Below are 24,691 nucleotides of genomic sequence, written 5' to 3'. Positions count from 1 at the left end.
TGTATAAAGTTAAGGTTACATCACTTGAAATTTCTGAAACAGTATCCGGTAAACTTGTAAATTTCAACAGGCTGATAGCTTGTGTATTCCTATAATTTCCAATTAGTAATTTTGGATTATTATTGAAATTCCGACAACTGTCTTCATAACTATAAAAATTTCCAAATAAACTCGTATCGGAAATAACTATTTCTTTTGGTTGGAATTCATTTCCGGGATAACCTGTTGGATTGTCCTTTTTTGTGCATCCAAAAGCGATGATCAGCAAAAAGATTATTGGGCTTAAATGTTTTATATATTTCATCTTAATTATATCTCCTTTTTTATTATATATTAAATCAGTAGTTATAGTAGGTCGTGTGGATTTGTGAATTATGAAGATTTTTTGATTTTATTTCTTTTATTTTCAGCAAATTATCATCGCTATTTTTTTGTGGATAAATGGTAAATAACTTTTTTTTAATTTGCATTTTATACACAGATTTTTTTTTAAAAAACGGAAAAATTGATTTATGAACTTTTATTGACATCTTTCTCTGTGGAGATGTGGATAATTATTTTTTTATTTCTTTGATAAGCATTTCAATGCGGATCCTGAGGTCTTTATCATTTTTAAATTGTTCTTCGATCGTTCTTTTTGCATGAAGAACTGTCGTATGGTCTTTTCGCTTATAATATTGAGCAATTTCCTTGAGAGATAATTGAGGGATCAGGAGGTTGGAGAGATACATTGCTATCTGTCGAGGAAAAGATATATTTTTTTTTCTCGTTTTATCAAAAATTTCCGATTGTGTTATATTATAATAATCACAAACTTTCTGCATGATCGTTTCCAGGTTCACATCTTTGATTTTGTCAGAAATCAAGTCTATCAGTATTTCATTGGCAATTTCATCAGTAATGTTTTCCGTATCAATATTATTGTAGGAAGCATACGCTAAAATTCTGATGAGTGAACCTTCTAATGCGCGAACATTACTGAAGATATGTTCTGCTATAAATTTGATAACATCGGGATTTAAATTGATATTTTCAAATTCTGCCTTTTTTTTCAAGATGGCAACCCTGGTCTCAAAATCGGGACTTTTCAGATCTGCAAGAAGACCCCACTCGAATCTTGTAACTAATCTTTTTTCCAGATCGGGTATATCTTTTGGAGGTCTATCGCTGGTCAAAACTATCTGTTTTTTCTTTTCATAAAGAGCATTAAAAGTGTGAAAAAATTCCTCCTGTGTTCCTTCTTTTTTAGAAAGGAAATGAACATCGTCGATCAGAAGCAGGTCAAAATTACGGAATTTATTTCTGAATCCGGACATAGTGTTGTTCCTGATCGCTTCGATCATTTCGTTAGTAAATTCTTCGGTAGTAATATAAAAAATATTCTTATTTTCCAGTTCATCTATCACAAAATTTCCAACAGCCTGCATTAGATGAGTTTTTCCCATTCCGGATTCACCATAAATAAAGAGCGGATTATAAGTGTTTCCCGGAGATTCTGCAACTGCCAGTGAAGCAGAATGAGCAAACATGTTGTTTTTTCCGATCACAAATTCATTGAAATTATAATTTGGATTCAATTTTGTCTGATAGTCTCTGATTAAAGGTGAAGGACTTATATTTTCAAATCGACCTGTCTGCTTCTTATTTTGCAGACTGGTAAAATTTATCAGGTATTTTTTGTTGAATAAATTTAATGTGATTTCTGTGATCAGGTCGCTGTAATTTTTATTTAAATAATCTGCGATAAATTGAGTTGGAACTTTTACAGTAAGAAAATTATCAGCAAAATCAATGAGTTTTGTTTCATTGAACCAGGTATTGAATCCCTGCTCGCTGATATTTTCTCTGAGAGTGTTTAGGATTCCATTCCAGAATCCATCAAAATCTTCCATCCCAACTCCATTGATTTATTAGATTTAAGCCTAAATTCTAAATCTATTCACAAGTTATCCACAAATTCTACATAAGTCTATATCTTTTTATTTTGCTATCAATTAAAAAAAAATATTTTTTGCACAAACAGGACTTATCCACAAAAAATCACTTAATTGTGAATAATTGCTTTTTTCAGCTGAAAGCAATGTCAAATTGAAAAGGAAATCATATTTGTCAAGACTGGAAATTTAAGTTTTATGTTTTAAAGAAAGCTACGACAAATCACTAATTATTTGTTTTTTATGAGATTATAGAAATGACTTGAAAAGTAGCAGTGTTTATTTTTAAGGGATAATTCTTTAAATTCAATATAATTAAGATTTAATGAATATTTTTTTGTGAAGGTAAAAATTTACTAAATTTCAAAAATCTGACAAATTTAAAGAGTGACGAAAAAATTTGACAACAATCTGGTCTAAAAAGGTTTTGAACACTGATTTTTGAAAAGGATTGGTAGATTTAATGAGATTCGAAAAAGAATTGAAAATAATCAAAAAAGGAGTGGATGAATTGATTTCCGAAACGGAAATGATCTCCAAACTGGAAAGATCGGAAAAAAAGGGAAAACCTTTGCGGATAAAATATGGAATTGATCCGACTGGTTATGATGTCCATATCGGACATCTTGTGCCAATTCGGAAAATGAGAGAATTCCAGGATCTGGGACATCTCGGAGTAATCATTATCGGAGATTTCACAGCTCAAATCGGAGATCCGACCGGAAGAGATGAATCTCGACCTCCATTAACCGGAGAACAGGTCAGAAAAAATGCAGAAAAATATATGGATCAGTTGTATAAAGTTCTGGATAAAAATAAAACAGAAGTCCGCTGGCAATCAGAATGGTTTGGGAATATGGGAATGTCCGATGTCCTGAAATTGATGGGAAAATTCACACTCGCTCGGTTTTTGGCTCATGACACTTTCCGCAACAGATATGAGCAGGGACTCTCTCTGGGAATGCACGAAATGATGTATCCAATTTTACAGGCTTATGACTCCGTAGCAGTTAATGCCGATGTTGAATTGGGAGCAACAGAGCAGAAATTTAATATTCTGGCAGGACGAGATATGCAGAGATATTTCGGTCAGGAACAGCAGATTGCTCTTTTATCTCCAATTTTATTAGGGATTGACGGCAAAGAAAAAATGAGCAAAAGTCTGAATAATTACATTGCTGTTTTTGATTCTCCTAAAGATAAATACGGAAAAGTGATGTCCATTCCCGATGAGTCAATCATTAATTATTTCAATTATGCTACAAAAATTGCTCCTGAGGAAATTGAAGAGATAGAAAAACAATTGAAAAACAGCGAAATAAATCCAAAATTTATCAAGCAGAGACTGGCAAGGGAAGTTGTTTCTCTTTATCATGGAGAAAAAGCAGCAAAAGAAGCAGAAAAAGAATTTAATCAAATTTTTGCCAAAAAGGAAATTCCTGATGAAATGCCGGGATATGAATTACAAAATGAAAAGGAAAAGATCATCGATATTTTAGTAAAAACCAAAACTTGTGCTTCCGGTAGTGAAGCTCGCAGAATGATCAAACAAAATGCCGTCAGTATCGATGGGAAAAAAGTAACTGATATTTTTTATGAAATTTCTGATGATTGTATCATCAAAGTCGGGAAAAGAAGATTCCTGAAAGTAATAATCGAGTCGTAATGAAAGCGTCAGACAAGCCTATTGCTATCCGCAAGCGGATAGTTTTATTAAGAGGAAACCTGATCCGTAAAACAAGATGCCGATCTTGTCCATTTTAATCAAAATCCTATCTCCTTATTTTGCAGGAAACTAGAATGTGATTTCATAAGAGTCTGGCGAAGGACAATAACTCGAAAAAGTAGTCTTTCATATTTCAGTATTTTATTTCGACTCATTTCTTTGCTTACGAGTCGAATTAATGATTGCATGTTCCCAAACTGGGGTTTGGGAAAGAGGAGTAGAGAAGAAAAAATGGAATATATTTTTTTAATACCAATCATCCTGATGAGCATCATCATCCATGAAGTAAGTCATGGGTATGCTGCTTTTCTGTTGGGAGATGATACTGCTTATCGAGCCGGCAGATTGAATTTCAATCCCATAAACCATATCGACAGGTTCGGAACAATAATCTTACCGATATTGATGTTGATCGTAACCCGAGGAGGGCTTGCTTTCGGATATGCGAAACCAGTTCCCATAAATCCTTATAATTTCAGGGATTATAAAAAACATACAGCTCTAACAGCAGCAGCAGGACCTGCTTCAAACTTTATCATTGCTATCATTCTTTCATTATTATTAAGATTGATCATGAGCAATCACGATCCGTATGCTCCTTTAAGTCAAGCTTCAGCTTTTTTTATGAGGTTGATCTATACAACGATCATGATCAATCTGTTTCTGGGATTATTTAATCTAATTCCGTTCCCACCACTGGATGGATCAAAAGTTATCGGTGCTTTTTTGTCGGATGAAATGTATTTCAAATATACAGCACAGGAACGCAAAGGAATGATGATATTTATGATGATTATCCTGGTCTCTTATATTTTCAAATTGAATATTATCGGAGGTATTATTTTTCCACCGTTGCAGTTTATCATGAAGATTTTGACAGGAATATGATTTTTCATCCCGACCATTCTGATAAATTTTTCTTACTTTTCTTTTGAGTGAAATTCAACAATAGATAGAAGTTTCGTAAAATTATCTTTATCAGAAATATTAGAATAACATTGTTTTTTGTCATTTAGTAGAATTTTTAAATTTATGGAGAAAATATGACTTTAGAAAAAATAAAACAAATCATTAAAGAAAAGGGGATCAAAAGTATCGACCTGAAATATTCGGATTTAGTGGGAAATTGGTATCACATCTCTTTTCCTCCACGAAGATTGGAATATGTTCTCGAACACGGAATTTCCTTTGATGGTTCCAGCATTCCCGGTATGAGTTCAGTTGAATCTGGAGATATGGTGATTATTCCCGATCTCTCTACTGCTGTTGTAGATCCATTCACGGAATTTCCTACTTTAAGAATGTTGTGTTATATTTGTGATGCAGACACCAGGATCGGAGTGCAAAAAGATCCGAGAAGCGTTGCCAAGAGAGTTCAAAAATACATGGAACAAACCGGAATTGCGGATCAATCATTATGGATTCCCGAGTTTGAGTTTTATCTTTTCAATGAAGCGATCATCAATAACGGGAAATACAGTGCCGGTTATCAATTCACTTCAGAAGAGAACAAGAAAGATCTTCCCGGAGGGTACAAAGACATTCAGGGAACAGCAGTTGCCAACAGGAAAGGTTATCACATCGATGTTCCGTTTGATAAATATGCCCATATTCGGGAAGAAATGGTGGAATTGATCGAGAAAATTGACTGTCCCGTGCGTTATCATCATCACGAAGTTGGACTTTCAGGGCAGCAGGAAATTGAAACCGAGATGATCGAATTTGAGAAGATCACGGATAAGATGATGTATGTCAAAGATATTATCCATAACACGGCTCTAAAACACGAATTGACTGCTACTTTTATGCCGAAACCTCTTTATGACGAACCAGGAAACGGTATGCATTTTCATATTCAATTACGGAAAAATGGTAAAAATATCTTCTTCAAAAAAGGAAATTACGCTGACCTTTCCGAGGAAGCATTATATTTTATCGGAGGAATTCTCAAACACGGTCGCTCTTTAACTGCATTTACAAATCCCAGCACGAATTCATATAAAAGACTTCTGCCCGGGTATGAAGCTCCGGTACAATTATTTTTTGGTCTGGCAAATAGAAGTGCAGCCATTCGTATTCCAAAATACACAACCAGTGAAGATGCTAAAAGAATGGAATTCCGAACCGGAGATGGAACATGCAATTATTACCTGGCAATGAGTGCTCTTCTCATGGCTGGACTCGATGGTATCAAAAACAAGGTTATGCCAACCCCTGAAAACGGTTACGGACCATTTGATGATAATGTTTTCGATTGGACAAATAAACAGAAAGAAAAACTGCATTCTATCCCTGAATCTCTTGAAGAAGCATTGGAAGAACTAAAGAAGGATAATAATTATCTTTTGCAAGGTGATGTTTTCAACGAGGAACTGATCGAGAGCTGGATCAAAGAAAAGATGAAGGAAGTTGTAGCTGTAAAAAATCGTCCGCATCCGTTTGAAATGAATTTGTATTATAGCTTGTGAAATTTACTGCAGAAGACGGTAAGAAGACCGAGTTTAAGAAGCAATCTTTGTAATATTGGAAAAACGAGAATCATTAATTGAGGATAGACTACCATTCTTCCAAACTGTTTTTCATGATCGTTTCAAAAAGGTCTTTGTAAATTTCCATTTGAGCTTCTTCTTCAGTGGAAAATACGCTGGTTTCTTCAGAAGAAGAATAAGTTTCGCTCAAAACAAGAGCATCATTGTTCCAGATCACTTCATTCTTTTTTAAATCTGTAAAGATTATTTTGAACAGAATTTTTACTTCATATTCTTCTACTCCAGCAGCATCATAAGTAAAAATTTTATTGGAATAATCCATTATTTCTCCTTCCAACCGGCAATCTGGAGAAAGAGTAACGATCTTCAGCCTGCCGTCCTTCTCAAAATAATTGGTGAGTTCAATCTGTATTTCTTCTTCGAGATCATATTCGACTGTATTGTTTTGAAAAGTTTGAATAGAAAGGGTTTTAAGGTGAGGAAATCCGCTTGTATAAACAGAATAACTACAAGCACCTAAAACTGCTAAAATAACAAGGATATAAGATTTTTTCATAGCTTTAAACATTTTCGAGACATGATTGTGTCAAGAAAATTAATCTAATAACTTGACAAAAAAAAGCAATTATTTGAAAGAAGTGCCATAGCTTTTACAAAAATAGGAGAAAATATGGCGAAAAAATATTTAACCTTGAAACAAGCTGCAAATTTTCTAAGAGTTACTGACTCCGTTATCAAGGAGATGATCAGTTCAAAACTATTTGTGGTTGTAAAAAAAGGAAATAATTATCAAATAGATAAAACTGAAATCGAAGAATGGCTTGCTAATTTAAGTGACAAAGAAGATGAACAACTTGCCTTAAAAAGGTCTGTTTGCAGATTCACGGATTATTTCAAAACAAGGTATATCTATTTAGATTTTTATGCTGACAATAAATATGAAGCGATTGCGGAAATGGCAAAAAAAGCTAAAGATTTGAAAATAGTTAAGGATCATCGCTGGCTGTATCAGGTTGTTGTCGCTCGGGAAGAATTAGTTTCAACTGCTGTTGGAAAAGGTGTTGCTTTACTTCACCCGCGTCATCATCATCCTTCAAAAATAAAAAAACCAGCGATCATTTTCGGTAGATCAAAGGATGATATCGAGTTCGATGCTCCTGACAATAAACCGGTAAGTATTTTTTTCATGCTTTTATTACACGATGACATTCAGCACCTTTTTTCGATTTCTTATATTTCAAAATTCTTAATGATAGATGAGAATCTGGAAAAATTGAGAAACGCAAGAACACATGAAGAAATAATTAATGTACTTACTACAAAAGTATTAAATTGATTTCTAAATATTCAGCATCGGCAGTTTTTCTGAAATTTTTAAAATTATTTCATGAGGAATCTACAATCGCAGAAATGAATAGAGGTAGTTTTGTGTGTTTCACATGAAACATAATATAATTTTCAGGTAGTTTTTTCATTGGTTTCAAGCCGTCGTTAAAAGCTCTCACAACTCGAATCTTTAGTTTACAGACAAACTTTATTTGGAATAAAATACTTCAATCCACTTCAGTGTTTCAAGGTAATTATTGGAAGCATCCCATAAAATAAAACCATCAGCAGGACAACTTTCGATAGCTTTAATCTGAGCGTATATATATTCAGGTTTGTAATTGACTTCCCAATTATTTGCCTGGATATAGGGAATAACTTTGCACATTTTATTTGAATTTTTCCGGGTTAATTTCGTGCCCTTATACATTAGATAAAATGGTTCGTTATGAGCGTTTTCTCGATAAGCAAAATTATCAGCAAAATGAGATGAATAGATCATGGGATGAATTGCATCGAGATGTTTGGTCATTCTTTTAATGTCCTGACCTGTATTGGCAACATCTTTTTTGCTTTGCCAGGCAACAATGGCAAAAACATCCCCTGTTAATTTCACATCATATTTTAAACAGATTTTTTTTGCTCTGTAAATAATATCTTCGATAATATCCGATTTTTGCCTGAAAACATAAAGACTGTCTTTTAAGGCAGTTTCCTGATCTTCTTTTTGAAAATAAAAAAATGCTTCATTTATATTGCCCTGAGTCGGAAATCTGACATAATCCATCTGGATTTCATCGATATTCGTTTGTGCTACTTTTTCAATAAGCTCCAACAATTCCTTCTGAACTTCCGGATTGGAAGAATCGAGCCAGGAAGGTTTTCCTTTATTGCTTTCCTGCCAGACAGAATTATCTATTTTCTTCGGTCTCAAGGTAGGATCATTTTGAGCCAGAAATCGATCATGAAACATTACTATCCTAGCTACAGCTCGCATCTTATTATCGTGTAATTTAGCAACAGTTTTTTCCACATCGATGATTGGCAATACCCTTCGCTGACGCATCGTATCCTGATAAGATATTTTAAGAAAAATATTTCCATTCATATCTTTCAGGTCGAATACAACTGTGTTTATGCCTGTTTTTTTTGCTTGATCTAAAATCGGTTGGAGTTTTTTTGAAGCAATAGTATATGCGTTTAAATACATACCTTTAATAAATTCTGGATAAGATTTCCGATTGAAATTCTGTTTCGAAATTTCTTCTTTTTTTAATAAAGTTTTTTGAGTCTTTTCGTTTTCAGTCTTTTCAGTTTTTTGAGTGCAATTTGTAAATAAAAACAGAATGAAAAATAAGAAAAATAGTTTATATTTATTCATAATTGTTTTGAAACGATCGTTATAAGAAGTTTTAGTTCGAACAATATCCAAAATAAAAAAAGGGTGATTTGATCACCCTTATTTTTTTGTTAAACTTAACCTGACCAATGCTCGTTTTAATGATGCTTCTGCTCGTCTGAAATCTATTCCTTCGGTTGGATTTTTTAATCTTTTTTCCGCTCTTTCCTTTGAAGATTCAGCTCGTTTGGTTTTTATTTCAGTCGAACTTTCAATAGTTTCACAGACAATTTTTATGCTATTATTCTCTACTGTCACAAAACCATCATGGATTGCAAAATCAGTTATTTGTGTTCCTTTGTATAGATGAAGAATTCCAGGTCTGATTTTTGTGATAAAAGGAGTATGTTCGGAAGATACTCCAAAATCTCCATCAACTCCTGGAATGATGATATGATCATATTCACCGCTGATCTTTATTTTAGACGGCTGGATTACCTGAATATTTATTTTAGACATTTTTCATTAATTTTTTTGATCTTTCTTCTGCTGAATCGATGTTTCCAACATAAAGGAATGCCTGTTCCGGCCAATCATCGCAGTCACCATTTATAATGGCTTTAAATCCTTCAATCGTATCTTTTAAAGTAACATATACTCCCGGAGTATTTGTAAATTCTTCTGCGACAAAGCAAGGTTGAGAGAAAAATCTTTCTAATTTTCTGGCTCTGCTGACCGTTAATTTATCTTCTTCGGACAGTTCATCCATACCGAGAATTGCAATAATATCCTGCAGATCTTTATATTTCTGGATAATTCTTTGAGTTTCCCGGGCTACAAAATAATGTTCTTCTCCAATAATTTTAGGATCAAGAATACGACTGGTAGAATCAAGAGGATTAACAGCCGGATAAATTCCCAGCTCGACAATTCTTCTATCAAGCACTGTTGTTGCGTCAAGGTGGGAAAAAGTCGTAGCAGGTGCCGGATCAGTTAAATCATCAGCCGGAACATAGATCGCCTGCACAGATGTAATGGAACCATCTTTGGTGGAAGTGATCCTTTCCTGGAGTTCACCCATTTCAGTCGCCAGAGTTGGTTGATAGCCAACTGCTGAAGGCATTCTGCCCAAAAGAGCAGAAACTTCTGAACCAGCTTGTGTGAAACGGAAAATATTATCGATAAAAAGCAGAACATCTTTTTTGGAAACATCCCGGAAATACTCGGCAATTGTCAAACCTGAAAGTCCAACTCTTTGACGGGCTCCCGGAGGTTCGTTCATCTGACCGAAAACCATAGCAGTTTTTTCCAAAACTCCGGATGCTTTCATTTCCAACCAGAGATCGTTTCCTTCTCGAGTTCTCTCTCCAACTCCGGAAAAGACAGAAAAACCACCGTGTTCGATCGCAATATTCCTGATCAGTTCCTGGATCAGAACTGTTTTACCAACGCCTGCTCCACCAAAAAGACCAATTTTTCCACCTTTTGAATACGGCTCTATCAAATCAACGACTTTCAGACCTGTTTCCATGATCTCGTCTTCTGTGGAAAGATTTTCAAAAAAAGGAGCCTGACGATGGATCGGGTATCTCTCTTCAGCTTTCACCGGACCTTGTTCGTCGATCGGCTCTCCCACAACATTAAGAATTCTTCCTAATACTCCTTCGCCAACCGGAACAGAGATCGGCTCACCTGAATCTGAAACTTTATAATTCCTGACCAGACCATCAGTTGAGTCCATGGCAACTGTTCGCACTTTATTTTCACCAAGATGCATCTGGACTTCCAGAACCAGATCCGGGTGTCCTTCTCTTTTGATTTTCAGAGCATTATGAATAGCAGGCAGATGACCTTCAGGGAATTCTACATCAACTGTTGGTCCTATTATCTGGATAATTTTTCCTTCAACCATTATTTACCTCATATTTAATATTATTTCAAAGCTTCCGCTCCGGAAGCAATTTCAATTATTTCTTTAGTTATCGCTGCCTGTCGAGCACGATTATAAAATAAAGTCAGGCTACCTATCAATTCGGTTGCATTTTCAGTTGCGGAATCCATAGCAGTCATTCTGGCGCCTTGTTCAGCAGCAGAAGATTCCAGCATGATTCTCCAGATCTCAACATTGATGTATTTTCTGCTTAATTCCTCAATGATCGTTTTTTCATCAGGTTCATAAATAAAATCGAGAGATGATATTTCTTCCGATTCCACTGGAATGACAGGCAACAGTTGCTTGACTACAATATCCTGTTGTATTGCAGATTTAAACTCATTATAAAGAACTTCGATTTTTGTATAATTTTCTCTTAAAAAAAGTTCGAGTAAAAACGAAGCAACTTCTCTGGAAACACTGAAATCCATCTCATTGAAAAGGCCAATATATTTTTCTTTAATTTTATTAGTTATGTGTTTTTTTAGAAAATCATAACCTTTTTTGCCGATACAAATTACTTCTGTTTCGGGATTTTTGTTCAAGTAGTGAATGGCTTTCCTGATAATATTGGAATTAAATGCCCCGCATAATCCTCTATCGGAAGTAACAACAAGGAAAGCTTTTTTCCCCTTATCCGGAATATCGACAAGCAAAGGATGCTGGTTTTTTGTGTTTTTCCGCTTTAAAGTCTGGAGCATAACATTGATATGATCAGCATACGGTCGCGCTTGTTCAATGTTGTTCTGAGCTTTTCTCAATTTGGAAGCAGCTACCATTTTCATGGCATTGGTAATCTGCTTGGTACTTTTAACGCTTTCAATTCTGGTCTTAATGTCTCTAATGTTCGGCATTTTTTATTATCCACTAATTACACAAATCATTTCTTTTATAAAACATCCACGAATTTCACAAATTCATGGTTTTTTGCTCTAACACCATTCTAACAAAATTTATCAACATTCCAATTCCTTCTATTTTTTTGATTTATTTCAAACAATGATCATCCAATAATTACACAAATTATTTTATTCCCAATCGTGGATTGGGAACAATGATTATTTTTTTGTTTTAATTCGAGTAATTCGTGAAATTCGTGGACAGTTCATCAAAATTTCTCGATAACTTTCTGACAGATTTTTTTCATTTTTTCTGTAACTTCATCTGTGATCGAACCTTTTATAAGTTCTTCCATGAAGTCTTTATATTCGGAATCGAGGATTGAGAAAAGTTCTTCTTCAACTTTTTTGATCTCATTGATCTCGATTTTATCAAGCATACCCTGGTTTGCCATAAATATGATAAAAACTTGTTTAGCCACAGGAAGCGGAACATATTGATCCTGTTTTAAAATTTCGACAAGTCGAATACCTCGCCTCAGTTGAGCTTGAGTAGCTTTATCAAGGTCCGAACCGAATTTAGCAAATGCTTCTAATTCTGTATACTGAGCCAGATCTAGACGAAGCTGCCCGGTTACACCTTTCATCACTTTGATCTGTGCGTTTCCTCCCACCCGGGAAACAGACAGTCCGGCATTGATCGCGGGACGAACTCCGGAATAGAAAAGACGACTGCTCAAATATATCTGACCATCGGTAATGGAAATCACATTCGTTGGAATATACGCAGTTATATCATCAGCTTGTGTTTCGATGATAGGAAGAGCAGTGAGAGAACCTCCACCCAGTTCATCACTTAATTTAGAAGCTCTTTCCAGAAGTCTTGAATGAAGATAAAATACATCACCTGGATATGCTTCTCGTCCGGGAGGTCGTCTTAAAAGCAGGGAAATCTGTCGATACGAAACAGCATGTTTGGAGAGATCATCATAAATTATCAAAGCATGTTTTCCATTATCGCGGAAAAATTCACCCATTGTAACTCCGGAATAAGGAGATAGATATTGCAAAGAAGCAGATTCGGAAGCTGAAGCGGAAACGATGATCGTATAATCCATCGCTCCGTGTAATTCCAGTGTTTTTACGATTTTTGCAACTGAAGATTTTTTCTGACCGATAGCAACATAAATACAGATTACATCAGTACCTTTCTGGTTTATAATTGTGTCGATCCCAATCGCAGTTTTTCCTGTTTGCCTGTCACCAATGATAAGTTCTCGTTGTCCTCTTCCGATCGGGATCATAGAATCTATAGATTTCAAACCGGTTTGCAGAGGTTCTTTCACAGGTTGTCGCTGGATAATTCCGAGTGCTTTTCTTTCCACAGGCATAGATTTTTCGGATTTGATCGCACCTTTACCATCAATCGGTTCACCGAGAGCATTGACAACACGGCCAAGCATTGCTTCTCCCACCGGAACCTGCAGGATCTGCTTTGTTCTTTTAGCAATATCACCCTCTTTGATTTTCCTGGTTTCTCCAAAGAGAATGCAACCGACATTATCTTCTTCCAGATTCAAAGCCATACCCACAACATCTCCGGGAAATAATATCATTTCACCAGCCATAACATTGTTCAAACCGTAAACACGAGCAATTCCATCTCCAACTTGAACGACTTTTCCGGTTTCTTCAATATCGATCTCAAACTTGAAATCGTTGATCTTTGCTTTTAATATCGAACTTATTTCATCTGGTTGTATTTTCATTCCGACCTCGTTATTTTAATTTTATTGATTTATGCAAAAATGATTGTTTTTGTCATTATGAGGAATTCTTCGTGCTTTTCTTTCGAAGGGACTCCAACGATATACGAGATTCTTCGGGAGATTATCTCCGGATGAAACCTCATAATGACATTTTTTTTCATTTTTTTACTCTCTTAAATTTTCCCTTAAAAAGGGATAATTATTTATCTCCTGCGGAGATGCTGAACTTCTTGAAATTCAAGGAGACAATTCGGATTTATTATTTCACTTCAGATACAATATTCTTAAATTTGATCAAATTATTTCTGATCGAACCATCTATGACAAGAGATTCGGTTGATGCAATAAAACCTCCGATAATATCCGGATCGATGGTAATATCGAGGATTAAATCTTTTTTGATAATATCTGCAATTATTGATTTCATTTTTTTCAGGACCTCATCGGGATGTTTGTGAGCAATTTTCAAATGCACTTTTTCTTGTTTCTTTTTCTCTAAAATTATAGATTCAAGTTCTGTTAAAATTTCCCGGATAATGATGAATTTGTGTTTTTGGACCAGAAGTTGAAAAAGGTTATTCCAGATTTTCTGATTATTGCTTATTCTGCTGATTTCTTTAATAATTTCGATTCTTCTCTTTGGAGGGTAAAGTAACGAATCTGCAGTTTTAATGACTTCCGGATTATCTGAAAAAAACTTATTCAATAAAGATATATCATTTAAGAAAGAAGTTGAATCTTCTGAAATGTTCTCCATGACAGCTTTCGCATATCTTTTGGCGATCAGTTTGTTCTTCACTTATTTCCCCGTTCGGAAATCATTTTTTTGATCATATCCTGATCATTGTTTTCATCCATTTTTTTGGATAGGAATTTCGCCGATAGCTCGGAAACCATCTCAGCTAATTCCGTCTTTATTTCTCCGATCGCTTTAATCTTTTCATGCTCGATCATTTCCTCCGTTTCCTGCATGATCTTCTTCTCGTGATCTTTGGCATCACCGATGATTTCATTTGCTTGAAGTTCTGCATCACTACGAGCTTTTTTTTTCATTTTCCGGATTTCTTCAGCAGAAAGTTTTAATTCGTTTTCTTTTTTCTGAACAAGTTGATTTGCCTTTTTTTTAAATTCATCAGCTTCGTTAAGGTCTGCAGCAATCTGTGCTTTTCTTTCTGCCAGGAATTTCTTCGCTGGTTTATAAAGCAGTCCATTTAAAATTATCAAAAGAATAATAAAATTCAGGATCACAATGATGATCGAATAATCTATATTAATCATAAAATCTCCACTTTTTCAGCCGAGGATTCCGTAAAACGAACATCCCTGTTTGTTATTCTTCACAAGCAGGACAGTGTACGGCTTGAGATACTTTTCCCGTGTGCTGATATTTATTCAAGTTTTGCTGAATTTCTGAATTTCCAATATTCCCTATCAGGCTTTTCTAAAAATTCGATTTCTCAACTTGGGCAAGTTGATTTACGATTTTCATTCAATCCTGAAATCGGGAAAGATAAAGATTAATGATAGGAGCTTAAAATAAAATCCCCAAATCATTAAATCAACAAGTGCATTTAGGTCGAGAAAATCAATAAAAGAGCAATAACCAGCGAGTAAATACCTGTCGATTCGGAAACAGCCTGACCAACCAGCATGGTTCTGGTGATCAAACTGGCATTTTCCGGTGAACGAGCAATACCTTCACAGGCTTTTCCAGCCACGAATCCTTCGCCAACTCCGGGGCCTAATGCTCCCATTCCCATACACATACCGGCTCCCAGAAGAGCTGCTGCTTTGGCGATTCCTTGAGCAATTGTTAAATCCATTTTTCCTCCGTATATTCTTATACTTTTTTATCTATTTATCAACCTTCCGAATGATTGGAAACCTTCGGAATGGTTATTTTTCGAGACTGTCTATTTCGACTCGTCTTCATTATGAGTCGAATAAATTTACACTTTTATTTCCGACCATTGCGAAGGTCTCGTAATCTTGATTGAGATTTTGGAAGAATTTCAAGATTATCCTCAATCGTTCGTAAGGTATAATATTAAACTGCAAATATTAATAAAAAGGCAACGACCAATGAATAGATCGCTGTCGATTCCGAAACTGCTGCTCCCAAAAACATTGTTCTCATCACATTCGGTCGTTCAGCGGGAAATCTTCCCAACATATCATTTGCTCTACCGGCAACATAACCAATTCCCGCACCGGGACCAATTGTTCCCAATCCGATTGCAGAACCAGCTCCTAAAAAGGCGATAGTTTTAACCATAATTCTACCGATCGAAATACCTTCCGGTTGGTTTGGAGATGAATATAATAATAGTAGAGAAACAACGAGAGCAAAGATCGCTGATGTCTGGGAAAGCGCCTGTCCGATCAGCATATTTCCCATTATGGCATTTCCGTGTTTCGGCATTCTACCGATCGATTTACAGGCTTGTCCTCCGGAATATCCTGCTCCCAGAGATGGTCCGACCGATCCGATTCCCATCGCAATTCCGGCTGCTAAAAGAGCAGCAGCTTTATACCAGCCACCTTTGGCTACATCAAATCCGCCATAAATAAGTAACATCGAGACGACTAAGGCAAAAATCCCGGCAGTTTGAGCGGCAGCCTGACCGATGAGCATAGTGCGGAAGATATCTTCATTTGCCTTTGGTTGTTTCATGATCGCCAGAGAACCTTCTCCTGCGATTATTCCGGAACCGATCCCGGTTGTAATAGCACCGATACCAACACAAATTCCTGCTCCGAGATAAGCTGCGATTTGTATATATTCTACGGGAAAGTTCATTTCTACTCCGAAATCTCAACCCCGATATAAGTCAGGGCGAGCATCGTGAAAACAAAAGCCTGGATACTTCCTACAAACATTCCGAAAAAGAGATTTAATCCAATTGGTAAAAGGACAAATTTTACGAGCGATGAAACAACGAGAATAATGATCGCTCCTCCTAAAATATTTCCAAATAAACGGAATGAGATAGAAACGACTTTAGACATCTCACCCACAAGATCTAATAAAAATAAAGGATTTTTTACAGGATTAACATAATTACTCAGATGTCCCCAAAGCCCTTTAACTTTGATGGCAGTAGCGTGAACAACGATAACAGCGATAAATCCTAATCCGAGCGGAACATTCAAATTACGGGTTGGTTCCATAAATCCCGGAATGGGGATCATTCCAATAATATTACAGATCCAGATAAAGAGGAATAAACTAACGATGTAGGGAGTGTAATGCACCCGTCCTTTACCGAGAGTGTCTTGAACGAAATCTTCAAAAAGTCCGTAGATAAGTTCGAAAATTATTTGTGGTTGAGAAGGTTTTTTGTAGAGTCTTTTCCTGATCAGAAAAGCCAATCCGAGAAGCAGAATATCGACAATTAACAGCATTCGGATGAGATTAAAAGCACCGATCGCACTGTTTTCTCCAAAGATATTTTTAACGATGTTATATATTTTTTTACTGCCATAAATTTCCGGGGTTTCACCGGTCTGTCTGTAATATTCGTCGATCTGGAATTCTTCCGTAATCTTTTCCTGCAGGTCAAAATGGCTTTTAACATTTCTGAATACGAATTTTCCATCATCAAATCCTATCTGTAATTTCTTGGAAAAACTTCCGGAAATTACAACAAGAGCAATTTCAATAATGAAAAAAATCAAAAAAATCTTTTTTAGAGAACCTTTCTTTTTTGCCATTTCAACCTCTGAAATATCTGTTTTTCCGAATTCTCTCGAATATCTCGTTTACAAAAATCGCCATTTGTGAAGCCAGCAATCCCAATCCGAAAATAATGATATCCGGCTTGATCAGATAAATGATCAATAACGAAAAAATAATTAAAAACGAATATCGTAATAACGAACCCTTAATGGATTTCAGTTTTGCCTTGGAAGCATATAAATCTATGCTTTTCTTCACATTTTGTGCCAACCACAGAAAATTGACAATACTTGCGAAAGAACCTGCAATCCAGCCTATAGACTGCTTGAAAAACAACGGCAAACTCAAAATTGCTAAGATGTTTGTCAAGAAAATTATAATTAGAATTCGTCTTATATATTCTTTGTTTTTCATATTATGAAATATTTCAATCGGTTATTTTCCTATAAATCTTTTGATCAATTTGTAAGAAGCATAAAATCCGGAAAAAACTCCGAGTAAAGTTCCGATCCCTGTTAAAATTCCATTGGTTTGGAGTTTTTTATCAAGGTAAAGAAAAAGAAAGAAAAATATGAGCAGGGAAATTATAAATGTTAATCCAACCTGGGTTATTAAACTGATGTATGTCAGCAGTTCGTTGTTAATCAGTTTTTTGTTCTTTTTGAAGATCATCGGTTTTTATCGTTTCCATTACCTGGTTTTCATTTTGCATGGAACAATTTCCATTGAAAATCGCACCTGTATTGATCCTTAAAATTCTGGCTATTATATCTCCATTCAAATTAGCAGATTTATCCAGTTCCAGTGATTCTTCAGCAACAATATTTCCTTTAACTTTTCCTGAAACCAGACATTCTTTTGCTTTAATATCCGACTTTGCTATTCCAGATGAACCGATAGTCACAAAGCCGTCTGATTCAATTTTTCCTTCGACTTCTCCATCGACACGAACTCCCCCTTTGACGAAAAGAGAACCTGTAACCTTGCTGTCTTTTCCAATTATCGTGGAAAGTTCGACTTCTCTGTTTTTTGCCATAATATCTCCTATATTATAACTTTGTGAAAATCCTAATGAAGAAATTCCTGAGGATAGCTTCCACAAAGATTGATTCTACTTGTCATTATGAGTTTTCAAAAAAGATATACTCTCGAAGGATCTTCGACGCCAGAATAATTACCCTCAAACAGATATCTGAGATTCCTCGGTAGAAAAACAAGAAGAAAACCCGGAATGACAAAAACACCCAACATTACTAATTCTTCATTGCGGAAGATTTTTTAACACGGTAGCCGGATCAATATTCTCACCATTTACCATAATTTCAAAATGGAGATGAGGAGCAGAACTATTTCCACTCGAACCGACAAGTCCAATCGTCTGACCTTTTTCAACGCAAATTTCCGGATCCACCAATGTTTTTGCCAGATGAGCATAAAAAGAGGAGTACTCATTAAGATGATCGATAATAATGATTTTTCCGAAATATTTATCCTCGTAAACGGATAAAATTTCTCCAGCAGCCGAAGAAACAACTTCTGTTCCCATTGCAGCAGCAAAATCGAGTGCTGAGTGTTTTTCCGAATATTTCTGACTGATCGCATATTCACCTTTTATCGGGATCAGGTCAGGAGTAAATCGGATTTTCTTTTCATATTGAATTAACTCTTCCTGTAATTCTTCTTTCGAGATCTTCAGTATTTTTTCCTCATTCTTTTTTTTCTGTTCATTTAAATAATCATTGAGAACTTTTTTCATCTTATCTGTTTTGGAGAGAGGTTCATATTCATCTTTCCGAAGACTTTGAATTTGTTTTCCAAGTTCTTTCAGATAAATATCTGTTGATTCCAATTCCTGCTTAAAATGAAGGTTTTCCAATTTTAATTTTCTGTTTTCTTTAAAGGAAAAAATAATGATCAGCAATAAAAATAGGATGAGAAAGATAATTAAATATTTTTTCATTTTTTTTCAAATCCGCTTAAAAGTTGATCAAATTCTTCTTTTGAAGAATAAAAAAAAGTGATCTTTCCTTTGTTGTTCTTACCGGAAATTCGGACTTTCACTTTAAAGATATTATTCAGTCGTTCTTCAAGATGATAGATTTTGGAATTTTCCGTTATTTCTTCATTGATTTTTTGAACAGAGCCCGTTTCCCTAATCCTTTTTGCATCGCTTTCTGCTTTCCGAACGGAAAGGCTGTTTTCAACAATATAATTTGCGAATTCCTCTTGCAATTTCTCATCAATCTGCAAAATCGCGCGAGCATGACCGGAAGAAAGTTTTCCGTCAAGAACCATCTGTTTTATGTTTTCATTCAATTTCAATAACCGGATGGAATTGGAGATCGTTGTTCTTTCTTTGCCTATAATTTCAGAAATTTGGGAGTGCGTTAATCCGAAATCTTCGCTTAATTGGTGAAAGGCAATTGCTTCCTCGATCGCATTCAAGTCTTCACGCTGAATATTTTCAATAATTGCGAATTGCAGTTGTTCTCTCGGAGACACACTTCTGATGATCACTGGAATTTCGTCAAAACCTGCAATTCTGGCTGCTTCCAATCTTCTTTCGCCTGCGATCAATTCATATTCTGATCTATCTTTTTTGGTGACGATTATAGGTTGGATCAAACCGTTTTCCTGTAGCGATTTTGCCAATTCCCGGAGCTTATCTTCTTTGAAGACTTTTCTCGGCTGGAAACGATTCGGCTTGATAAAGGCGACTTTGACTGTCGTTATACCTGTCGTTTTATCAATCGCTTCCGGACCGGAATCGATCAAAGCATCTAAGCCTCTTCCTAATTTTGACATCTTGACATTACTTCCTTTGCAAAATTCAGGTAATTTTGCGAACCTGATGATTTTATATCATAATGAAAAATCGATTTACCGAAGCTGGGAGCTTCACTCAACTTAACATTTCTATGAATGATCGTGGAAAAAGTCTGATCCTGGAAATACCTGCGGACTTCTTTAGCGACCTGGTGCGAAAGATTCAATCTGCGATCGAACATGGTCAGCAGAATTCCGAGAATGTTCAAATCCGGATTCAGATTTTTTTTGATCAATCTGATCGTTGTCAGCAATTGGCTCACACCTTCGAGAGCATAATATTCGCATTGAATAGGAACGATCACATCCGAACAAACAGTTAAAGCATTAACTGTCAATAAACCAAGAGATGGCGGACAATCGATGATGATATATTCATATTTTCCATTTATTTCCGTAAGTGCGTGTTTGAGTTTATGCTCGCGTGAATATTCCTTTACCAGCTCGATTTCCGCTCCGCTTAAATTCGTATTTGAAGGAGCAATATCGAGTTTTGCCAGTAAGGGAGATTTTTTAATTATTGCATCGATGGAAACACTTCCAACCAGAGCTTCATAAATATTTGGATTTTCTTTGTCAATTCCAATTCCGCTCGAAGTATTTCCCTGCGGATCAAAATCTATCAGTAAGGTGTTTTTTTCATAAATTGCCAAAGCCGACGATAGATTTATCGCGGTTGTAGTTTTACCAACACCTCCTTTCTGATTTACGATCGTTATTATTTTTTTCATGTTTATTTTAATGTATCGGAATTTCAAAATTAGCCACAGAGTCACAGAGATCACAGAGATTTTTTATTTTGCATTTCAATTTTCTGAATTCCCGTTTCCTTTTCCTGTTTCCAATTGTATTTTTTAATCAATTTATAAAGTTATGTTCTTGCTTAAAGCACCAGGAGACAATCTTTATAATAAATTTTTTAAATATAAAGTTACTCCTTTTCAATTTCAATTATCTTTCTTACTCCGATTTCCTTTTGCGAAACATCATAAATTTTATATTTTTCAAACAATTTGAGATCATCCAGGATTTTGCTTTTATAGAGAATGATCTTCCCATTTTTATGCAGAATCTCAAACATCTTTTTTCTGTATTTCGGAAGGATCTTTACCGAACGGCAAACAATAAAATCAAAAAATCCACCCCTTTCTTTATCCAAATCTTCAAGCCGTGAAACAATCGTGAAACACCTTTTCAAGTCAAGTTTTTTGATTATGTTTTTCAAAGAATTTATTTTCTTTTGTTTCGAGTCTAATAAATACATCTCTGACTTGGGAAATAAAATTTTTAGGGGAATTCCCGGCAATCCTCCGCCGGTTCCGAGATCAAGTATTTTTTTATCAGAAAAATCAAAAAAATCTATTGGTAAAAGAGAGTCGAGAAAATGAACCGTCCAATAATCTTCAATCCCAGTTTTCCGGGAAATGAGATTTATTTTTGCATTTTCCAAAACAAGTAACTTCCAATAGTTCTCGAATGACAGCAGCATTTCTTCCCATTTTTCAGGATATTTTTCTACCAAAAATTTCTTAAAAATCTCTCTTTTCATATCCTGCAGGTTTTGAATATATCGTTGAGTGTCAAGCCAAAGTTATGAAAAGCAGGCATACCCCCAAAATTATCTAAAAAATTGGTAATCATCAATAAAGATTTATAATTTGATTAGAAGCCCACAAATTTATTTGTGGGAAAAATTAAACAAATCCTTTTAAATGAACCATTTTAATGGTTTTCACTTTATTTGAAAACGGTTGAAACCGTTAGTTTTTTTCCCGAATCATATTCCCACAAATAAATTTGTGGTTTTCTTTAAACAGTAATTTTCAAGGCAATTAATCTTCTTATATTCTTTCGATTCATAAAGTTAGAATTCTTATTTCTACAAATTTTGGGGGTATGTTTGAAAGTTATGAAAAGTAAGAATGCTGACGAGTTGAACAAAATTCGACATGTATCGGTTTTTAAAATGTTGGAATAACTAAATCGTAAGGTTATTCCTGTTGTTTGTTTTGTTCGTTGCTAATTTTCCTTGTTTTCTAAATAAAATTTGACAATAACTCACTCATATTTATTTTCAACTTTTGGATGGAATTTGAAGATGAGAAGCGTTGAGATTTATGTTTCCGGTCGGGTGCAAGGTGTTGGCTATCGATATTTTGTAGTCAGTAAAGCAAATATGTATAAGATAAAAGGCTACACGAAAAACATGTATGATGGTAGAGTAAAAATCATTGCTTGCGGAGATAAATTGAATCTTGATCTATTCATCCAAGAATTGCGGAAAGGACCAACTTTTGCCCGAGTAAAAAATCTCGAAATATCTGATCTGACCGCTTCAACTCATTATGATAACTTCAGAGTGGAATTCTGAAAATAATGTTTTTAACACGCGCCAAAAAGCAAAAAAATAATCATCCAAAAAGGATAAACTCTTTTTTGCTCAAACTTCCTTTTCTCTGCCTGATTTTCTTTTCCTATGTCGAGATATTTTCTCTATCCAGTAATCCGAAATATTTTACACCTTCAAAAAAATACCACTATGTGAGAAAAGGTGAAACTCTAAAAGAGATTAGCGAAAAATATTCTATCTCTATCGAGAATTTAAAGTTATTCAATAATTTGAGTTCTGATAAAGTTTTTATCGGACAGAAGATCTACTTGATTCCCAAACCTCAAAAAAAAAGCGAATTTGTTACAATTCGACCAATTCCTAAATGTAAATACCATGTCGTGAAACCTCGAGAATCGATCTATCGAATTTCCAAAATGTATGATCTCGGAATTCTCGATATTGTGGAATTTAATGACTTGAGCACACTTTCTTTGAGTGCAGGACAGAAAATATGGTTAGAAGCTGCCCATACAGAAGTCCCTTCAAAAAAAATTGAAGAAACAAATGAACAGGAAAGAATTTTGCAGGAATCGGATTTATCTGAAGAAAAAAAGATTCCTGAAAAACCTGTTTCTAAAAAAGAACTATTTTTGCCTGTTAAAGGTCAGGTAACTTCCGAATTCGGGATGCGAAATGGAAGACGGCATAAAGGAATCGATATTGCGGCTCCAATCGGTGAGCCGATTTTTGCTGCTTTGGATGGAAAAGTTGCTTTTGCCGGAACTCAAAAGGGTTATGGCAATGTCGTTATTTTAGAACATGATGATTTTGTGATGACGGTTTATGCTCATAATGAAACGAATCTGGTAAGATTGGGTGAAGAAGTAAAAAAAGGTCAGCCAATTGCTACTCTTGGAAATACGGGAACTACAACGGGTTCACATCTTCATTTTGAATATCGCAACAAAGGGAAAGCCATAAATCCGAGAGAAGTGCTTCCTGACTTTTAATATATGGAGTTAATAATGAATAAAATTTCCGGCACATTCCTTATCGGAGAAGTATCCAAAAAATTAGGTATCCACGATCAAACTATCAGAATGTACGAAAGAAAACATTTGATAAAACCGCAAAGAACTGAAAATAAAACACGAATTTTTTCTAAAAAGGACATTCTAAAAATAAATATTATTATCACTTTGACCCAGGAAATCGGTTTAAATCTGTCCGGGGTGAAAATTGTTTTCTCTCTCTCAAAAAAACTGAAAATGTCTGATGATGAACTTCTCGACTTTATTTATGACCATAAAAATGAATTTCAAATTTGAAATAATTGACTTAAAATCATAATTTTCAGAAATAGGAACAGACTTGAAAAAAAGAGTTCTAAATCATTCAAGGAATCATTAATGGCAGAAAATGTTTTTGAAGATAAAGCCTTGCAAAGTTATTTGAACCAGATTTCCAAGATCAAGACTTTGTCCAGGGAAGAGGAAAATAAGATAGCACAACGAGCAAAAAAAGGGGATAAAGAAGCAATCAACAAACTGGTGCAGTCCAATTTGAAATTTGTGGTCAAAATTGCAGCTCGTTATCAAAACCGTGGATTAACATTAGCAGAATTAATCAGCGAAGGAAATATGGGATTGATCAAAGCAATCGAAAAATTTGAGCCTGAAAAAGACAACAAACTTATTTCTTATGCTGTTTGGTGGATAAAACAGAGAATCCTTTTTGCTCTCGCTGAAAAGACAAATGTGATCCGAATGCCGTTGGGAAAAGCAAACATTGCCAATAAAATAAAAATAGCTAAAGAGAAAGTTTTCAGTGAAACCGGAGAGAAAGCAACGATCGAAGAAATTTCTGAAATGACAGACCTCGATAAGAAAGCTATAAATAAAATCAGCAAACAAGCAGTTAATACTGTTTCTTTAGAAGAACCGAGCTATACCAGTAAACACGACGCTGTAACCGTAACAGAATTTCTTGAAGATATGGACACTCTTGATCCTAAAACCCTTTATTATCGGGATAAAGTAAAAGAAAGAATCAATAATTCTATCAGGAAATTACCTTCCCGTGATGCTTTGATCGTCAAAGAATATTTTGGTCTCGACAGCGGTAAAGGGAAAAATTTTGCCCAGATCGGGGAAGAACTCGGATTATCCCGTGAAAGAGTTCGACAGATCCAGAAAAAAGCTCTGCAAAAAATCATGCAGGAAGCATATAAAGAAGCAGAAAAGGATATAGATTATTTGATCTGAACAAAATTTTATTTTTTCAAGTTAACTGTCTAAAATAAATACAGTCATATCCCCAAAATTTTCTATGAAATTTGTAATCATCAATACAGATTTAATATTTGATAAGAAACCCACAAATTTATTTGTGGGAAAGATTCAAATAAATTCTTTTAAATGAACCATTTCAATGGTTTTATTTTATTTGAAAAACGGTTGAAACCGTTGCTTTCTCTTCCCGAATCATATTCCCACAAAT

At 35.1% G+C, this 24,691-nt stretch carries 28 protein-coding genes; 8 read left to right on the top strand and 20 right to left on the bottom strand.

Annotation, left to right across the window (positions count from 1 at the left end):
- Window positions 1–304: hypothetical protein (locus ENL20_05040; protein HHE37922.1), on the bottom strand; the 304-nt coding region annotated here is incomplete at its 3' end.
- Between the two features lie 250 nt (window positions 305–554).
- Window positions 555–1,892, bottom strand: a complete 1,338-nt coding sequence (gene dnaA / locus ENL20_05035; protein ID HHE37921.1) for a chromosomal replication initiator protein DnaA — start codon at window positions 1,890–1,892, stop codon at window positions 555–557.
- Between the two features lie 505 nt (window positions 1,893–2,397).
- Here dnaA and ENL20_05030 point away from each other — a divergent pair.
- The 3 genes from ENL20_05030 (at window position 2,398) to glnA (ending at window position 6,128) form a co-directional block, all read left to right on the top strand.
- Complete coding sequence (locus ENL20_05030) at window positions 2,398–3,600, top strand: tyrosine--tRNA ligase (GenBank protein ID HHE37920.1); 1,203 nt, start codon at window positions 2,398–2,400, stop codon at window positions 3,598–3,600.
- Between the two features lie 291 nt (window positions 3,601–3,891).
- On the top strand, window positions 3,892–4,548 hold the full coding sequence (locus ENL20_05025; protein HHE37919.1) for a site-2 protease family protein: 657 nt from the start codon (window positions 3,892–3,894) through the stop codon (window positions 4,546–4,548).
- A 155-nt stretch (window positions 4,549–4,703) separates the two neighbouring features.
- Window positions 4,704–6,128 carry a type I glutamate--ammonia ligase gene (glnA, locus tag ENL20_05020; protein ID HHE37918.1) on the top strand — a complete coding sequence of 475 codons (1,425 nt, stop codon included), beginning with the start codon at window positions 4,704–4,706 and terminating at the stop codon, window positions 6,126–6,128.
- An 88-nt stretch (window positions 6,129–6,216) separates the two neighbouring features.
- Here the strand turns inward: glnA and ENL20_05015 are convergent, their stop codons facing one another.
- Window positions 6,217–6,717 carry a hypothetical protein gene (locus ENL20_05015; GenBank protein ID HHE37917.1) on the bottom strand — a complete coding sequence of 167 codons (501 nt, stop codon included), beginning with the start codon at window positions 6,715–6,717 and terminating at the stop codon, window positions 6,217–6,219.
- Window positions 6,718–6,819: 102 nt separating this feature from the next.
- Here ENL20_05015 and ENL20_05010 point away from each other — a divergent pair, with 102 nt between their 5' ends.
- Entirely contained in the window at window positions 6,820–7,485 is a 666-nt protein-coding gene (locus ENL20_05010; protein ID HHE37916.1) for a helix-turn-helix domain-containing protein, read from the top strand.
- 198 nt (window positions 7,486–7,683) lie between these two features.
- Here the strand turns inward: ENL20_05010 and ENL20_05005 are convergent, their stop codons facing one another.
- The 17 genes from ENL20_05005 to rsmG form a co-directional block, all read right to left on the bottom strand.
- Window positions 7,684–8,856, bottom strand: coding sequence for a hypothetical protein (locus tag ENL20_05005; protein HHE37915.1), 1,173 nt, complete (start codon window positions 8,854–8,856; stop codon window positions 7,684–7,686).
- Between the two features lie 78 nt (window positions 8,857–8,934).
- Complete coding sequence (gene atpC, locus ENL20_05000) at window positions 8,935–9,333, bottom strand: ATP synthase F1 subunit epsilon (protein HHE37914.1); 399 nt, start codon at window positions 9,331–9,333, stop codon at window positions 8,935–8,937.
- On the bottom strand, window positions 9,326–10,726 hold the full coding sequence (gene atpD / locus ENL20_04995; protein ID HHE37913.1) for a F0F1 ATP synthase subunit beta: 1,401 nt from the start codon (window positions 10,724–10,726) through the stop codon (window positions 9,326–9,328). The genes atpC and atpD overlap by 8 nt, the downstream gene beginning before the upstream one ends.
- Window positions 10,727–10,746: 20 nt before the next feature.
- The gene (gene atpG / locus ENL20_04990) at window positions 10,747–11,601 is read right to left on the bottom strand and encodes an ATP synthase F1 subunit gamma (protein HHE37912.1); all 855 of its coding nucleotides are present in this window, start codon (window positions 11,599–11,601) and stop codon (window positions 10,747–10,749) included.
- Between the two features lie 254 nt (window positions 11,602–11,855).
- Entirely contained in the window at window positions 11,856–13,355 is a 1,500-nt protein-coding gene (locus ENL20_04985; GenBank protein ID HHE37911.1) for a F0F1 ATP synthase subunit alpha, read from the bottom strand.
- A 259-nt stretch (window positions 13,356–13,614) separates the two neighbouring features.
- The gene (gene atpH, locus ENL20_04980) at window positions 13,615–14,154 is read right to left on the bottom strand and encodes an ATP synthase F1 subunit delta (protein HHE37910.1); all 540 of its coding nucleotides are present in this window, start codon (window positions 14,152–14,154) and stop codon (window positions 13,615–13,617) included.
- A complete protein-coding gene (locus ENL20_04975) occupies window positions 14,151–14,633 on the bottom strand; it encodes an ATP synthase F0 subunit B (GenBank protein ID HHE37909.1) in 483 nt (160 codons plus the stop codon). Before ENL20_04975 ends, atpH begins: the two co-directional genes overlap by 4 nt.
- Before the next feature lie 293 nt (window positions 14,634–14,926).
- Entirely contained in the window at window positions 14,927–15,178 is a 252-nt protein-coding gene (gene atpE / locus ENL20_04970; protein ID HHE37908.1) for an ATP synthase F0 subunit C, read from the bottom strand.
- A 224-nt stretch (window positions 15,179–15,402) separates the two neighbouring features.
- On the bottom strand, window positions 15,403–16,155 hold the full coding sequence (locus ENL20_04965; GenBank protein HHE37907.1) for an ATP synthase F0 subunit C: 753 nt from the start codon (window positions 16,153–16,155) through the stop codon (window positions 15,403–15,405).
- Between the two features lie 2 nt (window positions 16,156–16,157).
- Entirely contained in the window at window positions 16,158–17,069 is a 912-nt protein-coding gene (atpB, locus tag ENL20_04960; GenBank protein ID HHE37906.1) for an ATP synthase F0 subunit A, read from the bottom strand.
- A gap of 1 nt (window position 17,070) precedes the next feature.
- Entirely contained in the window at window positions 17,071–17,448 is a 378-nt protein-coding gene (locus ENL20_04955) for a hypothetical protein (GenBank protein ID HHE37905.1), read from the bottom strand.
- A 21-nt stretch (window positions 17,449–17,469) separates the two neighbouring features.
- A complete protein-coding gene (locus ENL20_04950) occupies window positions 17,470–17,706 on the bottom strand; it encodes an AtpZ/AtpI family protein (GenBank protein ID HHE37904.1) in 237 nt (78 codons plus the stop codon).
- Window positions 17,675–18,070, bottom strand: a complete 396-nt coding sequence (locus ENL20_04945; protein ID HHE37903.1) for a polymer-forming cytoskeletal protein — start codon at window positions 18,068–18,070, stop codon at window positions 17,675–17,677. Before ENL20_04945 ends, ENL20_04950 begins: the two co-directional genes overlap by 32 nt.
- Before the next feature lie 225 nt (window positions 18,071–18,295).
- Window positions 18,296–18,994: a M23 family metallopeptidase gene (locus tag ENL20_04940; GenBank protein HHE37902.1), complete on the bottom strand. Its 699-nt coding sequence runs from the start codon at window positions 18,992–18,994 to the stop codon at window positions 18,296–18,298.
- Window positions 18,991–19,839 carry a ParB/RepB/Spo0J family partition protein gene (locus ENL20_04935; GenBank protein HHE37901.1) on the bottom strand — a complete coding sequence of 283 codons (849 nt, stop codon included), beginning with the start codon at window positions 19,837–19,839 and terminating at the stop codon, window positions 18,991–18,993. The genes ENL20_04940 and ENL20_04935 overlap by 4 nt, the downstream gene beginning before the upstream one ends.
- Window positions 19,827–20,591, bottom strand: coding sequence for a ParA family protein (locus ENL20_04930; GenBank protein HHE37900.1), 765 nt, complete (start codon window positions 20,589–20,591; stop codon window positions 19,827–19,829). The genes ENL20_04935 and ENL20_04930 overlap by 13 nt, the downstream gene beginning before the upstream one ends.
- Before the next feature lie 200 nt (window positions 20,592–20,791).
- Window positions 20,792–21,409, bottom strand: a complete 618-nt coding sequence (gene rsmG / locus ENL20_04925) for a 16S rRNA (guanine(527)-N(7))-methyltransferase RsmG (GenBank protein HHE37899.1) — start codon at window positions 21,407–21,409, stop codon at window positions 20,792–20,794.
- A gap of 549 nt (window positions 21,410–21,958) precedes the next feature.
- Here rsmG and ENL20_04920 point away from each other — a divergent pair.
- The 4 genes from ENL20_04920 to ENL20_04905 all read left to right on the top strand — a co-directional run bounded on the left by ENL20_04920 (window position 21,959) and on the right by ENL20_04905 (window position 24,456).
- Complete coding sequence (locus ENL20_04920; GenBank protein HHE37898.1) at window positions 21,959–22,231, top strand: acylphosphatase; 273 nt, start codon at window positions 21,959–21,961, stop codon at window positions 22,229–22,231.
- A 5-nt stretch (window positions 22,232–22,236) separates the two neighbouring features.
- Window positions 22,237–23,202: a M23 family metallopeptidase gene (locus tag ENL20_04915; protein HHE37897.1), complete on the top strand. Its 966-nt coding sequence runs from the start codon at window positions 22,237–22,239 to the stop codon at window positions 23,200–23,202.
- 3 nt (window positions 23,203–23,205) lie between these two features.
- Window positions 23,206–23,520, top strand: a complete 315-nt coding sequence (locus ENL20_04910) for a MerR family transcriptional regulator (GenBank protein HHE37896.1) — start codon at window positions 23,206–23,208, stop codon at window positions 23,518–23,520.
- An 81-nt stretch (window positions 23,521–23,601) separates the two neighbouring features.
- Complete coding sequence (locus ENL20_04905) at window positions 23,602–24,456, top strand: RNA polymerase sigma factor RpoD/SigA (GenBank protein HHE37895.1); 855 nt, start codon at window positions 23,602–23,604, stop codon at window positions 24,454–24,456.
- Window positions 24,457–24,691 lie beyond the last annotated feature (235 nt).

The sequence above is a fragment of the Candidatus Cloacimonadota bacterium genome (assembly GCA_011372345.1).
Classification (GTDB): domain Bacteria; phylum Cloacimonadota; class Cloacimonadia; order Cloacimonadales; family TCS61; genus DRTC01.
The sequence above is the reverse complement of the archived record's forward strand: the minus strand, read 5'-3'. Positions and strand labels throughout refer to the sequence as shown.

Excerpts from the sequence above, each read along its gene's own strand:
- ENL20_04915 (HHE37897.1), top strand. The coding sequence starts at position 22,237 with ATGTTTTTAACACGCGCCAAAAAGCAAAAAAATAATCATCCAAAAAGG.
- ENL20_04975 (HHE37909.1), bottom strand. The coding sequence starts at position 14,633 with ATGATTAATATAGATTATTCGATCATCATTGTGATCCTGAATTTTATT.
- atpD (HHE37913.1), bottom strand. The coding sequence starts at position 10,726 with ATGGTTGAAGGAAAAATTATCCAGATAATAGGACCAACAGTTGATGTA.
- ENL20_04950 (HHE37904.1), bottom strand. The coding sequence starts at position 17,706 with ATGATCTTCAAAAAGAACAAAAAACTGATTAACAACGAACTGCTGACA.
- ENL20_05005 (HHE37915.1), bottom strand. The coding sequence starts at position 8,856 with ATGAATAAATATAAACTATTTTTCTTATTTTTCATTCTGTTTTTATTT.
- atpE (HHE37908.1), bottom strand. The coding sequence starts at position 15,178 with ATGGATTTAACAATTGCTCAAGGAATCGCCAAAGCAGCAGCTCTTCTG.
- dnaA (HHE37921.1), bottom strand. The coding sequence starts at position 1,892 with ATGGAAGATTTTGATGGATTCTGGAATGGAATCCTAAACACTCTCAGA.
- ENL20_05010 (HHE37916.1), top strand. The coding sequence starts at position 6,820 with ATGGCGAAAAAATATTTAACCTTGAAACAAGCTGCAAATTTTCTAAGA.
- atpG (HHE37912.1), bottom strand. The coding sequence starts at position 11,601 with ATGCCGAACATTAGAGACATTAAGACCAGAATTGAAAGCGTTAAAAGT.
- ENL20_05030 (HHE37920.1), top strand. The coding sequence starts at position 2,398 with ATGAGATTCGAAAAAGAATTGAAAATAATCAAAAAAGGAGTGGATGAA.
- rsmG (HHE37899.1), bottom strand. The coding sequence starts at position 21,409 with ATGAAAAGAGAGATTTTTAAGAAATTTTTGGTAGAAAAATATCCTGAA.
- ENL20_04935 (HHE37901.1), bottom strand. The coding sequence starts at position 19,839 with ATGTCAAAATTAGGAAGAGGCTTAGATGCTTTGATCGATTCCGGTCCG.
- glnA (HHE37918.1), top strand. The coding sequence starts at position 4,704 with ATGACTTTAGAAAAAATAAAACAAATCATTAAAGAAAAGGGGATCAAA.
- ENL20_04910 (HHE37896.1), top strand. The coding sequence starts at position 23,206 with ATGGAGTTAATAATGAATAAAATTTCCGGCACATTCCTTATCGGAGAA.
- ENL20_04965 (HHE37907.1), bottom strand. The coding sequence starts at position 16,155 with ATGAACTTTCCCGTAGAATATATACAAATCGCAGCTTATCTCGGAGCA.
- ENL20_04945 (HHE37903.1), bottom strand. The coding sequence starts at position 18,070 with ATGGCAAAAAACAGAGAAGTCGAACTTTCCACGATAATTGGAAAAGAC.
- ENL20_05015 (HHE37917.1), bottom strand. The coding sequence starts at position 6,717 with ATGTTTAAAGCTATGAAAAAATCTTATATCCTTGTTATTTTAGCAGTT.
- atpC (HHE37914.1), bottom strand. The coding sequence starts at position 9,333 with ATGTCTAAAATAAATATTCAGGTAATCCAGCCGTCTAAAATAAAGATC.
- ENL20_05025 (HHE37919.1), top strand. The coding sequence starts at position 3,892 with ATGGAATATATTTTTTTAATACCAATCATCCTGATGAGCATCATCATC.
- ENL20_04920 (HHE37898.1), top strand. The coding sequence starts at position 21,959 with ATGAGAAGCGTTGAGATTTATGTTTCCGGTCGGGTGCAAGGTGTTGGC.
- ENL20_04985 (HHE37911.1), bottom strand. The coding sequence starts at position 13,355 with ATGAAAATACAACCAGATGAAATAAGTTCGATATTAAAAGCAAAGATC.
- ENL20_04940 (HHE37902.1), bottom strand. The coding sequence starts at position 18,994 with ATGAAAAAATATTTAATTATCTTTCTCATCCTATTTTTATTGCTGATC.
- ENL20_04930 (HHE37900.1), bottom strand. The coding sequence starts at position 20,591 with ATGAAAAAAATAATAACGATCGTAAATCAGAAAGGAGGTGTTGGTAAA.
- ENL20_04955 (HHE37905.1), bottom strand. The coding sequence starts at position 17,448 with ATGAAAAACAAAGAATATATAAGACGAATTCTAATTATAATTTTCTTG.
- ENL20_04905 (HHE37895.1), top strand. The coding sequence starts at position 23,602 with ATGGCAGAAAATGTTTTTGAAGATAAAGCCTTGCAAAGTTATTTGAAC.
- atpB (HHE37906.1), bottom strand. The coding sequence starts at position 17,069 with ATGGCAAAAAAGAAAGGTTCTCTAAAAAAGATTTTTTTGATTTTTTTC.